At 45.2% G+C, this 16698-nt stretch carries 9 protein-coding genes; 1 reads left to right on the top strand and 8 read right to left on the bottom strand.

What is annotated here, in order from left to right; all coding sequences use genetic code 11:
• Positions 1-31: 31 nt before the first annotated feature.
• From BUF11_RS11100 to BUF11_RS11090, 3 genes are all read right to left on the bottom strand, one after another.
• Positions 32-1087 (bottom strand): glycoside hydrolase family 18 protein, encoded by a 1056-nt coding sequence (locus tag BUF11_RS11100; protein WP_073588920.1) that lies wholly within the window; start codon positions 1085-1087, stop codon positions 32-34.
• Positions 1088-1167: 80 nt separating this feature from the next.
• Positions 1168-2988 (bottom strand): glycoside hydrolase family 20 zincin-like fold domain-containing protein, encoded by a 1821-nt coding sequence (locus BUF11_RS11095; RefSeq protein ID WP_073588919.1) that lies wholly within the window; start codon positions 2986-2988, stop codon positions 1168-1170.
• A gap of 43 nt (positions 2989-3031) precedes the next feature.
• Positions 3032-5347 (bottom strand): glycoside hydrolase family 3 N-terminal domain-containing protein, encoded by a 2316-nt coding sequence (locus tag BUF11_RS11090; RefSeq protein ID WP_073588918.1) that lies wholly within the window; start codon positions 5345-5347, stop codon positions 3032-3034.
• 411 nt (positions 5348-5758) lie between these two features.
• On the opposite strand from BUF11_RS11090, the gene BUF11_RS11085 reads away from it, so the two are divergent.
• Positions 5759-6808, top strand: a complete 1050-nt coding sequence (locus tag BUF11_RS11085; protein ID WP_073588917.1) for a LacI family DNA-binding transcriptional regulator — start codon at positions 5759-5761, stop codon at positions 6806-6808.
• A gap of 147 nt (positions 6809-6955) precedes the next feature.
• Here the strand turns inward: BUF11_RS11085 and BUF11_RS11080 are convergent, their stop codons facing one another.
• The 5 genes from BUF11_RS11080 to BUF11_RS11060 all read right to left on the bottom strand — a co-directional run bounded on the left by BUF11_RS11080 (position 6956) and on the right by BUF11_RS11060 (position 16635).
• Positions 6956-10063, bottom strand: coding sequence for an alpha-mannosidase (locus BUF11_RS11080; protein WP_073588916.1), 3108 nt, complete (start codon positions 10061-10063; stop codon positions 6956-6958).
• Between the two features lie 153 nt (positions 10064-10216).
• Positions 10217-11206 carry a glycoside hydrolase family 130 protein gene (locus BUF11_RS11075; protein WP_073588915.1) on the bottom strand — a complete coding sequence of 330 codons (990 nt, stop codon included), beginning with the start codon at positions 11204-11206 and terminating at the stop codon, positions 10217-10219.
• 22 nt (positions 11207-11228) lie between these two features.
• Complete coding sequence (locus BUF11_RS11070; RefSeq protein ID WP_073588914.1) at positions 11229-13772, bottom strand: transglutaminase domain-containing protein; 2544 nt, start codon at positions 13770-13772, stop codon at positions 11229-11231.
• A 50-nt stretch (positions 13773-13822) separates the two neighbouring features.
• A complete protein-coding gene (locus BUF11_RS11065; protein ID WP_242952361.1) occupies positions 13823-15274 on the bottom strand; it encodes an alpha-L-fucosidase in 1452 nt (483 codons plus the stop codon).
• 71 nt (positions 15275-15345) lie between these two features.
• On the bottom strand, positions 15346-16635 hold the full coding sequence (locus tag BUF11_RS11060) for an alpha-L-fucosidase (protein ID WP_073588913.1): 1290 nt from the start codon (positions 16633-16635) through the stop codon (positions 15346-15348).
• Between the last annotated feature and the right edge of the window lie 63 nt (positions 16636-16698).

Below are 16698 nucleotides of genomic sequence, written 5' to 3'. Positions count from 1 at the left end.
TGGAGCCAGCGCACGATATAGTTATACAACTTTACATACACTGAATTTCACAGTTTTTCCTGTCTGCCTCTGCTAAATCCAGTTGTTTCCGCAGCCATCCGGTGAGTGTATGGCTCTTATCACAGGCGTATTCCCAGTACATCATCCCGAACAAATCTTTCTGCTTTACATATTCTGCTTTTCTTTTTAAGGATTCCTTATCATCATAGCTTATGAAGGTTTCTCCGTTAAATAAATAAGGTGCTTTTGCCTCATCGTCCCAATACCGGACATATCCGTTTTTATTAATATAGTCCTGTATAAGGATATGATAGGCCGGACCGTACCCTCCTGTCGTTCCCGCCATTTGGTGCAGTCCGTGTTCTACATCCGGTACATCCCTCCATTCCCTGGAATAAAAGGCGGCACCGATTACCAGTTTCTCCTTGGGTACTCCGGCCCGGATAAAGCATTCCACTGCTTTATCCGTACTGGCCGGAAACAAATCCCTTTTGTTGGAATACAGGCTGGTATGGTGTCCGGTAAAGGTCTGAAAGCCTCCCTTTAAGTCATAAGTCATCAGCTGGACATAATCCAGAAACTTTTGTACTTTATTCATCTCGGTACAGGAGGTAAAATAATCGTCTCCTCCTGCTGCAATGGTTAACAAATAGGATTTTTCCTCTGCTACATCCAAAGTCCTTCTTAAGGTTTCCATCAAAAAAGTGAAGTTTTCTCTGTCTTTTTCACTTCCGTCGATTCCTGCAACACGAAAGCAGGGATATTCCCAATCAATATCAATTCCATCCAAATCGTATTCTCTTATAATGTCTACTGCCGAGGCAGCCAGCCGCTTTCTGTTTCCTTCTGTCATAGCAGCTTCCGAAAAACCTGCGGCACTCCAGCCTCCTATAGACAAAAGAATTTTAATATCCGGATTCTGGGATTTTATCCGTGATAAAACAGCTTTGCATTCCGGATGGTTCCATTCCGCCCGGCCTTTCCGGATGTGTCCAAAAGCTATATTGATCACATCCAGATTATTCATATCTTCCACGGTCACCTCTTTTAAATCCCTGGTACCGACATATCCGATTAACTTACCCATTATCCGTTTCCTTTTCCTCCCCGGTTTCCCGTCTTCCTATCTTGCCTGAATAGATTAACAATTTACTTTGACCGTCTACGCTAACAGTCCAGAGTCCTTAGTAAATCCGCATACCATATGACAATTTCCTGTACTCGGTAAAGTTCTGATTCTCTGCTGACCGTCCTCCAGACTTCCTTGTAATCATAGAACCAGTATTCCAGCTCTGCTGCAAGCCCTTTCTTTGCTTCCCCTGCTACTTTGTATTTCCCGTGAGCAATGGAAGCCCCAATATTATTAAAGAGTATCATTCCATCCACTGCTACCAGGTAAGCCTTTATCAATCCTCTCTTCTCCGGTTTCATGGAAGTAAGTCCCGCATACAGTTTTCTTTTTAAATTACTCAGTTCTTCATTGGCGGCGGAAGCTTTTGTTACAGTTTCCTCTGTGGCAAACTCCGTATTCCCGTATTCCTTGTACATCACTACATGCCACCAGTCAAATACGGACTTCGGGGCAGATACAGCAATCCTGTCCACAAACTTCCCGCTGCTGTCACCGTACTCTATGCAGGATATCTGTCTGTTGATATCCAAAAATTCCAGCTGCTCCCGGTTCCAGGAAAAAGCGGCTCCGTATATAAGCCCTGTTGTTGAAAATTCCGGATGGTTGATATGTCCAAAATCACCCCAGTCCGTATTCAGAACACCCAGAGCCTGATATTTATGGGCATAGGAACACATTCTTGTTATATTCTTGTAGGAGCTTTCTATCAGGTTGATGAACTGGTTCCAGCCTCCCACGCCCGGGCATACGTATTGCACTGCTCCCGCATCAAAAAGGACTTTTGTTTCATCCTCCCTCTGCTCCGGCGCATACCCCCAGTTCAGACAGATTACCTCTTTGGGAAGTTCACGGATAGCTTCCGGAAAACCTGCGATAATATCTCCCCAGAACATAGGACGTTTCCCTTTTTCTATTACAAATTCACATAACTCTTTTACAAATTCCAGATACAGCCTCTGAATCCCCTTATTTTCAGCCAGTTCCCTGCTCTTTCCCTTGCCAAGGTCAAAGGTTTCATCTGCGCAGATATTAAAATGTTCTGATGTAAATAAAGGCAGAAACTCTTCTATTTGTTTCTTTGCAAACTCAATACTCCCTTCATTGGATACATCCAGCGTATGATGATGCATTCTGTCATGGAAAGAGAATTCTTCTTTTGTCTGTTCGGGAGCTTCACAGTAGACTCCATAGGTTTTCGTTTTTAATACCTTGTAAAGATGCCCAAAAGTGGACACAGAAGGCACCAGCTCAATATTCAGACGCCGGCAATAAGCATCCAGTTCCAGAATATCCTCGGCTGTCAGAGGCGTATCATCCCTCCAGACCTCACTCTGATTCCGGAAAAGGTAACTGTGTTCGATGTACAATTGCAGCTGGTTCATTTTGTAATAGCTCAATTTGTCTGCCAGGGCCTTAAGGCTTTCCATGGTAGGAATCCGCCCTCTGGTAACATCAAAATAATATCCCCGGTTGGTTATGCCCGGATAATCCTTAATTTCACAGCAGGGAAGCAGGGCTCCCGCCTGGGAAACCATCTGGCGCAGGGTCTGTATGCCGTATAAAAGCCCCTTTTCACTTCCGGACACCAGGTAAATGCCCTCTCTACAGATATTCAGATGATATTCTTCTTCTAAGAGGGAAGAGTTAATTCCCAGCAGGATATCACCTGCAGAACTTTCTCCCCTGCTTATGGCAGGGGCATAGCCCAATTGTTTTTCCAGATCCTCCTGCAAAAGTTTTGCATAATAATAAATATGTTCCGTAACCGTAGCTTCCACCGCAATTCTGCAACGGTAATCCAGTAAAAATAAACCTTCTTTTTCTTCCCATTGCCTGGGTACCGGTAAAATATACATGATTTTCTCCGTTCCTGCGCTATACCTTTGCGCATTCATTATTCTATATGATATCCAGGTCGCCTTCCCATATAATCCCTTCCCCATCTTGTAAAAGCAAATGGAAGGTACCGGGTTCGACCCCAAATTCCATCTTCTCATTCCAAATGGAAAGCTTTTCTTCATCCAAAGCTAACATACATTCCCTTGTCTCACCCATAGGAATCCATACCTTACAGAAATCCTTTAATTCCTTAACTCTTCGGATGGTGCCCGAACGTTTCTGACGGATATAAAGCTGCGGTACACAAAAACCATCCATTTTCCCGTTATTGGTAACTGTAAAATGCAGCCGGATTCCTGAAGTCTTTAACTTTTCTGCTGTTATAACTGCAATTTCTCCTGCCTCTTCCCCATCTGCCGGGATTTCCATCCGGGTACCTCCGAAAGAAAAACAGGTATAGCTTTTTCCGTAACCAAAAGTATAAAGGGGTGTACTTTCTAAATCCTGATAACTCATGGCACGGTAAGAAGATTTGTAGTTATAATAAACCGGAAGCTGTCCTGAATGTCTCGGAATGGATACCGGAAGACAGCCGGAAGGGGAAATCTTCCCAAAGATAGTTTCCGCAACTGCCTGTCCTCCTTTCATTCCCGGGTAAAAGCAGCAAAGAAGTCCATCTGCTTTCCGGGAAAGTTCTGTTATTGCATAGGGCCTTCCCTGTATACAAACGGCAATGACCGGAACCCCCGCAGACAATACTTCCCTGGCCAGCCGGTCCTGAAGGCCGGGAAGCTTAAGGCTGGACACATCCATACCCTCTCCGCAGTCCATATCTTCCCTTCCGCTGTATATGGCCGCACCGTTAGAATCAAAGACCACCTCTCCAAACCGGCTGGAGGAACCTCCGAGTACCAGAATTACCGCATCCGACTCTTTTGCTGCCCGTACTGCCCCTTCAATATCGTCTTCGGAGGTATTAAGAAGACCGCAGCCCTTTACATGGTTTATCCTGATTTTCCGTCCGGTCTGTCCTTCATAATCTCTGACCGCCTGTCTTATTCCCTCCAGTACCGTTACTCCCTCTTCTTCCCTTACGGGCGGCGTATAGTCACCCAACTGGTTATATAATGCATCACTGTTAGGTCCGATCACTGCAACGGATTGAAGCCGGTCAAGGGAAAGAGGAAGGATATCCTTTCTGTTTTCCAGCAGGATAAGGGATTCTCTGGCTAAGTCCAGGCTCTCCGTATTCTTCTCATAACCATAAACTGAACTCTGACCGCTTTCTTCCATATAGGGATTATCAAACAGCCCTCTTTCATACTTCATGGTAAGCACCCGTAAAACAGCCCGGTCAAGTTCCTCCTTAAGCGTGACATCTTTCTCTATAGCTTCCCCGAGCTTTCCAAAAGCCTGATCCCATAAACCGATATCCACACCGGCCCTCAAAGCCAGGGCTCCCGAAAGCACATTGTCTCCCGTCATGACATCCAGCTGGTCTATGGCAACTCCATCCGCCATCACAATTCCCTGAAAACCCATCTCGCCTCTTAATATGTCTGTTAAAAGCTTCTTATTGGCATGGCAGGGAATCCCGTCTATTTCATTATAAGCCGCCATCACTCCTTTTGCACAAACCCGGGCACAGGCCTTCATCACCGGCAGATGGATTTCCCGAAGCTCTCTTTCCCCGATTCTTGCAGCGCTGGCATTAATCCCTCCGGTTCCTTCTCCCTGGGCACAGAAATGTTTCACTACTGCGGCCACTCCTTCTTTCTGCACACCTTTTACTGCTGCTTTTGCAAACTCCGAAGCAAGATAGGGGTCTTCGCCGTAGCATTCTTCACTTCTTCCCCATCTTGGATCCCGCAGGATATCCAGAGTAGAAATCAGTGCCATATCCACTTTCATTTCTTTCATCTGCCTGCCGCAGACCCGGTAGGCTCTTTCCAGCAGCGCCGGATGGAAAGATGCTCCTACCGCCAGATTCACCGGCAGAAGATATCCATCCAGTGCCTGGTGTCCATGAGGACACTCAGAACTTAGCATCATGGGGATTCCCAATCTGGAATGCTCTATTACATATCTTTGTACCATATTATATACTTTGGCTGCATAGTTTCCTGTGAGACCGTTATCAAAGTTTTTGCCGGACCAGGGGTCTGCCCGGTATAAACCATAAAGTACACCAAGACCGCTGTACCTCCTGACCTCCTGTTTGAATTCCTCTGACAGGATAATATCATCTTCCTGTCCATTCCGTGAAATCCTTTGATAAATTCCAAAACCGTACAGCCTCTGGTTCACTTGCCCTATCTTTTCCTGCAGTGTCATCTTAGCCAGTAGTTCTTTTGCTCTTTCTTCTGCTGAGTGCATGACGCCCAACCTCTCTTTACGACCTTTAACTATTGTAAATTTGTCAACTTAATGTTTTAATAAATGTTAACATTTTTTAATCATTTTTACAACATAATTCCTCGTTTTTATTAAATTTTTATAATTAATTAAGGTATCAAAAGCACCGAAAATGCAATTCTGTTACAAGATATTGCTGTCGTAAGTCCACTTACATACCGATATCTTACATCAAAATCAGTACTGCGCACCTTTTGACACTTTAATCACAATTATATTATCCTATTAAGAACAGATATTCAAACCTAAGTTAACATTTTTAACAAATTATATTTGTATCCGTTTTCAACTTATGCTATAATGAAAGGAATTAAAGGAAAATAGGTGTGCTGTTTTCCTTCCGAGATTATACATGTCAATATGGAGGGAATCATGGGAAAAGTTACAATGCAAGATATCGCTGATGCTCTTGACGTATCCAGAGTTTCGGTTTGGAAGGTTTTTAATGAGTATCCTGGAGTTTCGGATACCCTTCGCAAACAGGTTATTTCAAAAGCGCAGGAAATGGGTTACCCAAAGCTTGGACAGCCTCTGATAACGGAAGCTTCAAACGAAATCCCGGAAACAGAAACACCAATAACCGTGGCAGTTGTCGTATCCCGCCCTGATTCTTCTATTTTCTGGATGAATATCATTCATTATATTGCAAAAGAACTGGCCGAAAGCAATATTAATCTGATGTATATCTATGCTCCTTTAGGACATACGGACTCCTACACTTTGCCCCCTGTTCTGACCAACAAAACCATACAGGGAATGATTATACTTAATATCTACGATGCACCTCTTCTTGAGATGTTAAATGAACTGCGAATCCCAAAAGTATTCCTGGATACTGTCACTTCCATTCCAGATGACATTCTGACCGGTGACCTGGTCCTGCTGGAAGGCTGTAAAAGCGTCCGAAAAATAACCGATTCCATTATCCGAAAAGGAAGAACCGATATCGGATTTATCGGTGCTACGGATTATGCCAGAACCAATAACGACCGGTACCTGGGTTATAAGCAGGCTATGGCTAACCATAACCTGTTCTCTGACCCCGGTAAATGCCTTACCGGCAGCATCGGAATCTATACCTATGCCGAGGAAATCAGCCAGTTCCTGGATGGCCTGGATAAGATGCCGGAAGCTTTTGTCTGTGCCAGTGATTTCCTGGCCAACCTTGTAATCCGGTACTTAAAGGAGCATAACCTTGATGTGCCAAAAGACGTAGCTGTTTCCGGTTATGACGGAAATACCGAGTACAGCGAGCTTGTCAATTATCTTACAACGGTGCAGGTGGATACCAGAGCATTGGGAAAACGGCTGGTAAAGCAGCTCCTCTACCGGATTAACGACCCTGATTCACCCGTTGAGCTAATTTATCTTACCTTTGATATTTCTTATGGAGATTCTACAAACTTTGAACCGGTAAAATAAGATAGCCCATCAGCTGATCTTCCTATAATAAAAACTGCAAAAGACGGACTGCTGGCATTAATCCATCAGCCCGTCTTTCTCTCTGTCATATTCCCAAACTTTCGTACCTGCCGGATATATCATAAGGTTACGGCCATACACAACATTTTACTGCTCTATCTGAACGCGGTATGTCTTTATCTCATAAGGCTTAATGCGGACTGAAAAACCATCCGCCTGCACCTCTGTCTCTGAAATACTCTCTTCCAGCAGATTGCACTCTGAAACCCTGAATTTTCTTCCCCCAAGATCCAGCCTGACTAATGCCCTCACCGCAGCATTCTCAAACTCATACATACGGAGTATCATACCGTTACCGTCTTCCGCCTCTTTTACAGTCTCCAGCATAACATTCTTTTTATCCACAGATGCAAGGGAATACCCGCTTGCCGGTACCCCGCCGGATACTGCATAGGCCGGCTGGTTTAATTTATAGGCTTCCTGTACCGTTTCACTGTTACGCCAGGTTTCTGCGTGAGGATAAATGGCATAGGTGAAGAAATGTTCTTCCTGGTCTGTGGTGGGATTCGGTTCAATTCCTGATTTAATCAAGGTAAGTGCCATATTGCCTTCCTTTACGGAATGACCGTATTTGCAGTCATTTAACAAACTGACACCATAATGGCCTTCCGATAAATCCATCCATTTCTGTCCGCAGCTTTCAAATCTTGCTTCATCCCAGCTGGTATTGGAATGGACTTTCCTTGTTACATTGCCGAACTGAATGTCAAAGGCCGCCTCATCCGTATGAATATCCACCGGAAAGTGGACCTTTAACAAATGCTGGTGTTCCTTCCAGTCCACATAGGTGGAGAAATCAATCCTCCTGCTCTGTGCATAGAAGCGGATTTGCTGCTTAATCAGGGAATTGCTGATCTTCCGGTCGATTTCCAGTACAGCGCACACCTCTCCTAACTGAACCCATTCCAGCCTGGTAATATCGGTTACCTCCCAGCTTTTTTCTGTATGATAGATATCGATATCCCAATTATCATAATAGATGGGCTTATCCTCATACATGCAGAATAAATTTGCCTCTTTACCCTGCTGTATTACTTCTCTGTCATTTTCCTTATCGAAAAGGGAAACAATCAGACCTTTTTCATTGAAGCATATCCGGTAGTAAGGTGTTTCCAGGCAATTCTCCTCCAGGTGAAAAGGAAGGGCAATGTCCTCTTTCTCACTGTCCGGCTGAAAGGTTTTCCACCCCTTGGAAGGCAGGTTTTTTACAAAAGCAACTGCTCCCTCCGGTGTTTTCTGAACCGGATATCTGGTTCCGGTTTCATCCATTAAAGCCGCTCCTTCAAAGTTCCCCAGATTAATCACATCGTCCCTTTCAAATCCCAGGGTATTATAAACAGTGATGCAGCCCTTCTTATCCTCACCGGTTAATGCCCTTAGGCGTTCCCCGATAAGGGCTTCTCCCTTTTCCTTCAATTCGGCATATTCCTGTCTGGTTACTTCATAAACCTGCTTAATGGAGGAACCGGGAAGGATGTCATGGAACTGATTTATAAGAACAGTCTTCCACATATGGTCCAGTTCTCCCGCCGGATAGGCACATTTTTCCTTAGCCAGCAGGGACAGCAGCTCCAGATCCATAAGCATCAGCTCACTCTTACGATTGGATCGTTTATTTCTTGCCATGGAAGTATAGGTTCCCCGGTGATATTCAAAATACAGTTCCCCTTCCCAAAGAGGAAGGCGTTTATTTCCTTTCACCCTCTCTTCCAGTTCCTTAAAATAGGTTCCTGCAAATTCCTGACGCACCTTCGGAATCCCCTTCACTCCCTTTTCCATACGCAAAGAGGTCTCCAGCATTTCTCTGGTAGGACCGCCGCCACCGTCGCCATATCCATAGGAAATCAGAATATCTTCATTGATATCCTTATTCTGGTAACGCATCCAGCCCCCCATGATGGCATCGGGATGCAGCATTCCGTTATAGGTAGTAAAGAATTCTTCACTGCTTTGTCCCACCCCCAGTGTGGTAATCAAATGAGTCAGGACCCTGGTACCGTCGATTCCTTTCCATTCAAAGGTATCAAAAGGAATCTTATTGAATTGGTTCCAGGCAAGCTTTGTCGTCATGAAGTAATCGATACCGCATTTTTTCATTATCTGGGGCAGTGCACCGGAATAACCGAATACATCCGGAAGCCAGAGTATCCGGTTATCCACTCCGAATTCCTCCTTAAAAAACTTCTTTCCGTGGAGAAACTGCCGAACCAGGGATTCCCCGGAGGTAAGATTACAGTCTGCCTCTACCCACATGCCGCCTTCAGGCTCCCAGCGTCCTTCCTTTACTCTCTCCTTCAGTCTTGCATACAGTTCCGGATAACGTTCTTTCAGAAAATAATATAACTGGGGCTGGCTGGACATGAATTTATAATTCGGATATTCTTCCATCAGTTTCAATACGGTGGCAAAGCTTCTCCCCACTTTTTCTCTGGTCTGCTCTACCGTCCACCACCAGGCCACATCAATATGGGTATGTCCGATGCAGGTGGCAATAACATCTTGAAATCCTGCCATGTCCTCATATAAAGCTTTTGCAATATAGCTTTCAGCCGCTTCCAGGGAATCATAGAATTCCCCGGAATAGGGAGTCCGAAGATCCAGTAAATTAACCGTTTCATTCAATACTCTTTCAATATCCATCCGTACCTTGTCGTCTTTCTCCATACGGTTAAAGGCACTTAAGGGCACATTGATATCATAATAGAGCTTTTGGATTTTCGGATCGATTTCCTGAACCTCTACGATCAGATTGAATTCCGAATGCAGGGTTCCCGTATAGGATTGCAGTTCCAAAAGGTAAGTATTCCCTTTTACAGCCTCTTTTGTCAAAAATACCTGACGGTGGTTCATATCGAGTCCCTGGGTCGAGGTTCCATCTACAAACAGCAGAAATTGAGGGTTCTTTCCGTCATCCCATTCCTCAACCTGTGTTTTAACATTCAGCCATATGCCTTTTCCCTGGAGACTTTCCGGTACCGTAAAACTGCTGCGGAACCAATAATGTTCATCAGGGCCGTACCAGTGCATGGTTTTGCTGTCAAAAGTCTCCCATTCCGGGGATGCGTTCCAGGCATCCTCAGGATGAATATAATTTCCTTTCTTATAAAACCAGTTTTCCACCGGCACTGTTTTTACGACAGACAGTTTCTTCAGTTCATCGCAGATGACTCTTACTCTTTTATCTAAATAACGCATAACAGCCTTCCTCCAAGCCTCTCCGGCAATTTCTATTTAAGCAATATCACAGATGATTGCGAGCAATCTGCTGGCAAGCTTGCGATACGCACGGGGATTTGTGTGAAATAAAAAACATTTCACACTTTTCATTTCATGCGGCATACATGGGTGTTATAATGTATGTTCTTTCGTAAATTGGATTAATTCGTCCACCGTAGTAAAGGCCAGACTTGTTACCGTATCGGCACAGCCGTAATAAAGGGCAATTCTTCCGGTATCTTTATCAGTTAAGGCAGCACAGGGGAACACTACATTTGGCACATCGCCCACACACTCATAGTATTCTTCCGGCCCCAGAATATAATACTTGGAGCGGTATTTTACTTTCCAGGGCTCTTCAAGGTCCAGTATGGCAGAACCCACACGATATACAAAACCGTTGCAGGTATTGATAACACCGTGATAAATCAGCAGCCAGCCTTCATCCGTCTCTATGGGAATGGGACCAGGCCCGATCTTAGTCCATTGCCATGCGGAATCATCTCCTTTAAAGGAGGACATAACATGCCTGTGATGTCCCCAGTATTCCAAGTCACTGCTCTGACTATAGAATATATCACCGAAAGGAGTATGTCCCGTATCGCTGGGCCTGCTAAGCATTGCGTACTTTCCGCCTATTTTTCTCGGAAACAGGACACCGTTGCGGTTATAGGGCAGGAATGCATTTTCCAGCTGATAAAAGGTTTTAAAATCAAAAGTATAGCCTACGCCGATGGTGGGTCCATGATAGCCGTTGCACCAGGTAATATAATACCTGTCTTCAATAAAGCACACCCTTGGGTCATAGCGGTATTCTCTTTTTAATATTTCCGGGTCTTCTCCCAGAAAAGTGATGGGTTCTTCATTAATATTCCAGCGGATGCCGTCTTCACTGAACCCCGCGAAGATATCCATGCTCACCGCTCTGCTGTCACAGCGGAACACCCCTGCGAAACCTTCTTTATAGGGGATTACGGCACTGTTGAAGATACTGTTGGAACTTGGTATGGCATCTCTTTTTATAATCGGATTATTTTGATAGCGCCAAACCGGCTTTTTATATCCCTCCGGTTTATCCTGCCAGGGGATGGACGGCAGGGAATTTCCAATAATTTTACTCATTTGTTTTCCTCCTTGTAATTTGTTATTGTTCCAGAAGTTTCAACATAAGCTCCACACTGCCGACATTATATCCCGCACAGGCATAAATGCCGACCAGTTCTTTTTGTATCAGAATAAGGACAGGAAGTTTGTCTGCATCCACATGCATCTTAGCGGCCGCTCTTTCGCAGCTTCTCTGTTCGTCAAAAAAAAGTTCAACTCCGGAGAGACTCTCTAAAACCCTGCGCAGGGTCGCATTTTTTAGTTCTCCCGGCTCCCGGAGGACCATGACCATTCTGGCAGCGGTTTCCTTCCAATGAGATGCAGACGCCAGCAATTCATTTAATACATGCTCGGTAGGCTCTTCACCCACCCCAAGGAACGCCAGAATCACAGCATTCTCTGTCACAAGTTCAGAAACCATATATTCTTTTCCTGTATTGTCCTGTACCGGAAAATCGTTCAGGCTGTAATTCACCAGCATATCTTTTGCTTCGCTTTCCCAAAGTGTCATTTCTATGGACTTTTGTTCCCCGTGTTCAAGACAGAATACCCTCTGGGATGTATGCTGGTCACCATTAGGCATGCGCATTGAAGTAATAAGGCGGTAAACTCCAGGCTCCAGTACAAGCTCCAGGGCATTATCTTCAAAAGAAACTCCTTCGTAATTCAGTGTATCAAAATGTACGCCCTCAAGCTTACCAATGGTCCAGGTTTGGAAATAATTCCATTTGCTTTTGTCCTTCACTTTCAAAATCAGGGATGCCGCATCCTCTTTTGCAATATCTTTCGCTTTTTGTCCTTCTGCAAAGCCTTCGGGTATGGTAAAGACGCCCTCTTTCAGATATTCCGGCGCCAGCGTAACGGAGTTCAGTCTGGCCGGAATGTTTAAGCTCCGGCAGATTGCCGCAAACAGGATTTTCTGTGCCAGGGAATTTCCCTGTTTCATCTTCAGGCACCCGATGGGAGTAGCGCAGATTGTACTGTAATCAACTTCTGTGTCATAATGTATGGTATCTTTGATATATTTCCAAATCTGCTCCGGATTTTTCCCAAAACGTTCTTTCTCGTTCTCTTTAAAATACGCACGGATAAAGCTCCGGTAAGGAGTCAGTTCTTCTTTGGATATTCTTGGGCAAAGCAGGTACTTCTCATAGGTTTCCTCGTTTAAACTGCCCTGTTCACAACCCAGATGATCTTCCAGAATGCTGGCTTTCAAATCTTTATAGTCTTTTACTGCCAGACTGTGGAGCATTCGTCTTCTGCCGGGATTTTCATCCTTTGTCAAAAAAGCACGTATTTCCGCGGCATTTTCGCCTGCGGTACGAAACATCCCCGCTTCCTCTGTATATACAGACGCCAGCTTTTCATCATAGCAGGCCACAAAACGCTGTTCCCGAATCTGATTGGCTTCTTTCAGACGTCTTGCCTTCCGTTCTTTTTGTTCCTGGGTTTCCCTCCCCAGGTGCATCGGGCACTCTTCGGGCGCGGAAAATCCTGCCTGTTCCCATTCATCCGTTACCCAATCCGGTTTCCCCGCACTGCACTCAAGTGACAGCTCCGCTTTCGCAGTTACTTTTAAGGAAACTTTCTTTTCCCCAAAGGTATCTCCCTTCCAGGCTCTTACCCGGACGTCGCCAAGTCCAACAGAGACATGCGCTTCTCCCTTACTGTCCGTCACCAAAGTAACGGCGGGAAAATATTCCGCCATATTAAGGATCTCCACAGCGGCAAAGGCATCCTTAACCGGTTGTCCCTTCTGATCTTTTACCGTCACGGTAAGTTCTCTCGTTTTGGCATAAAAAGGCGTATTATTGTAATAGGTCAGAAGATTTTCTTTTCCGATACATTCTTCTGAAGAGTTAATCATAAAATCAGAAAATGTGCGGCTGTGAATCAAGATTGCACGGTTGGCGGGCACAGTAAACCATCCTCTATTCAATCCCTCCTCCGGCTCGCAGGCTCCAATGAAATACCATTTTCCATGAAGGTAAATTTCCACCCAGGCATGATTATCATCACAGTGAGCCCATCTCGGCGTGTAGACCTGACGGGCCGGAATTCCCACACTTCGGTATGCCGTAACTGCAAATGTTGATTCTTCCCCACAGCGGCCCTTTCCGCACCGGAACACTGTCATAGGAGAAGCGGTGCGTTCGTCCGTTGATTCATACACGGCATTTTCCGCACACCAGTAATTAATTTCAATTACGGCTTCTTCCAGGCTCATTCCCTGTATCCTGTCTTTTAGCTGCTCATAAAAGAATTTCCGGCAGTCACTGATATCTTCAGAATTAATGCGGTAATACAACACATGGTGAATAAAGATATCCTCTGTCAGTTCCCCGCACCATTTCATATTCCTGCGAAGCCAGAGAGCATGCTGTACATAGCTTAAGAAAACCTGAAAGTCATATTCTCCCGCATCACGCACAGGCATTGTTCCATAAAGAAAACGCATCAAAATTGCCTCTTCTTCCGTGCAGCCTTTTAACGCCTCTTCTATTTCCTCCCATAGGCAACTATAATACTTTTTTCTTCCCTGATATTTGTCCAAAGCATATTCCTGCAAATGTGTCGAAAACATTTTCCATCCTGCCTTCCTTCTATCTGTTTATACTCCTCCGAAGTCCCTGTTTACACTTCCAGTTTATATACTCTGGCAATGGGCGCTGCCGTTTTGTCACAGCAAGGTGCTTTCACCGTAATGCCGCCCGTACTGCAGGTAAATAAAACCCTCTCGGCCGTATCCAGCATGGTCACATTTTTTACTTTTCCTTCATAGGGAATCCACACCTCACCCGGAACGGCAGCTTCTTCTTCTGCAAACATTTCCAGAGCATATACGGTTTCCCCTTTTCTGGTAAAGGCGATATTTTCTTTCTTATAGGGTGCGCAGACTCTTGTACCATAGATAGCCTCACCAAACACTTTCAGCCATGCTCCCATTCCCTTTAAGGCAGCCACTGCCCCCTTCGGAAGCCGTCCGTCAGGCTGGGGTCCTACATTAATTGCCAGATTCCCACCCTTTGCTACGATATCCGTTAATAGATGGATTACCTCTCTGGGAGATTTATAGGTGTCTTCATAGGCAAAAGAAAATGAGGTACCCAGAGTAATGCAGCTTTCCCACGGCACCCCCAGAGGTTTTTCCGGCACACACTGTTCCGGCGTAATATAATTTTCATAAGGACCGCCAATGGTTCTGTCAGCGCACAGCATTCCGGGCTGCCATGTCCTGATTTCATCAATTATTTCACCAAGGCGGATATCCTGTCCTGTCTGCTCACACACCCAGCCGGCATCAAACCACATGATATCCAGCTTTCCGTAATTGGCTGCCAGTTCTTTAATCTGATTCCCGGTAAACCGGACAAATTTTTCCCATTCCTCCCGGTGCTCTGCCGGTACATAAGAAGGGCCTCTCCACATATAGTCCCCTCTCGGATAACCTTTTGCCCAGTAACTGTCAATATGCCAGTCTGCTTTGGAGAAATAGGCAGCTATACCGATTCCCTTCTTCCGGAAGGCCTCAAATAAATGTCCGCATATGTCCGCATATTGATTTGTATGGTAGGGGCAGTCTTCCCCTGTAATTTTATAGTCGGAATATCTGGTATCCCACATACAAAAGCCGTCATGGTGCTTCGTGGTGAATACCAGATAGCGGATTCCTGCCTCTGCTGCAATATCCGCCCATTTTTCCGGTTCAAAGCGGATAGGATTAAAGGTTTTGTTCAGCCCAAAATACTGTTCTTTGAATTCTGACCCGCTGACCTCCCAGTCAATTCCCGTTCTGGACCATTCCGCATCTGCATCCGAAAGTGCCCAGGATTCCACAATTCCAAGCTGGGAATAAGGACCCCAGTGCATCATCAGGGCCAGCTTCTGATCCTGGAACCATTCCAGTTTTTGAAGAACCTTTGTATCTGTGGGCCACACATATTCATCAGCGGCACTGTAATTATGTACGCCCTGCTGTATCTTTTCTTCCGTTTCCCCTTCTTTGAGCTGTGACCCTTCATTTTCTGCTGTTATTTTCTCTGTCTCGTCCATTTTCACGAAATCAGCAGTTATATCATTTTCCATATCCGCCACCCGGTCCTTCCTTTTTGTATTTGTGCTTTTACAATTACTGTATTTTAAAGCCTTTTGGCTGGTTAATCGTTATTAGTCACAACTTCCCCATGACCCAGATTGTAGGTAATCTCGCCTTCCAGTTCCACCTTCAGTACGGTAGCAAAAGGATGTGTCTGTATGCCTCCTGCCCAAATCCAAAGAGTACCCGGAATGCCGCTCCAGGGTAATGCTCCCGTATAGGTGAATTTCACTTCCTCCTGACTGTGAAGCACCGTGATCCTTTTAACCTGTGTTTTAATTCCTTTCACACACAGCGCTTCCACCGGCCTATCGTATACAAACAAATAGATTGTTTTACTATCCGCAGATAAGGTGCTGCCTCCCAGAAACTGCCGGTAACTTAAACCCTTGCCCGTTCCATATACCGCTTCCTCATGGTCATGAATCCAATTCCCCAGGTCCATGAGCACTTTTTCCTGACGGTCGTCCAGAGTACCGTCCTCTTTTGGGCCTACATCCAACAGCATCCTGCCTCCCAGTGTGATACAGTCACAGAACATCCGCACAATCTGCCCGCTGGTCTTGTAATCGTTGTCAGAAAGGCGGTAGCCCCAGGAATCATTAATTGTGGTGCAGAACTCCCATTCCCCTTCCGGTCCGTAAAGGGGGATTCCCTGTTCCGGTGTCTGGTAATCGCCGTATCCCTGCATCCGGGAATTTAAAACCACATTGGGATTCAACGTATGAAGATATTCACGGAATTCAGGCATCTTCCATTGAGCAGCACTTCTTTCCCAGTCTCCGTCGAACCACAGAAGGTCTACGGTCTTATAGCCGGTCATCAGTTCTCTTAACTGATTTTGGTTAAATTCCAGAAATTCCTCCCATTTCCCGTAATCTTCTTCACCGCCTGCCGGTGAACCATAAATATCCTTAAGGCATTCCTCTTTTTTCGCCCCTTCCGGATAGATACTCCGATAACGGGAATCCGACCAGTCAATCAGGGAATAATAAATGCCCACTTTCAGTCCGGCTTCACTCATCGCATCAATATATTCCTTTACCAGATCCCTGGCAGCCGGTGTCTTCTTTACCACACTCAATTCACTGTATTTTGTGTCAAACAGAGCCACACCGTCATGGTGCTTTGAAGTCATAACTACGTACTGTGCTCCTGCTTTTTTAAAAATTTCAGCCCACACCCGGGGATTATAACGGGAAGCTGTAAAGCCTTCACACTGCTTCATATAATCCTCATAAGAGATATTGCCGTTATGGAAAGACCAGGATTCTGACACATCTCCCACTGCGTAGATACCATAATGAATAAAAATACCCAGCTTTGCCTGCCTGAACCATTCCTGCATCATAGAAAAAACCTCCCTCTTATCCGAAAGTAAGAAAAGCATATTACTATACAGAACTGTAATATG

Source organism: Anaerocolumna xylanovorans DSM 12503 (genome assembly GCF_900143645.1).
GTDB classification, from domain to species: Bacteria; Bacillota; Clostridia; order Lachnospirales; family Lachnospiraceae; genus Anaerocolumna; species Anaerocolumna xylanovorans.
The sequence above is the reverse complement of the archived record's forward strand: the minus strand, read 5'-3'. Positions and strand labels throughout refer to the sequence as shown.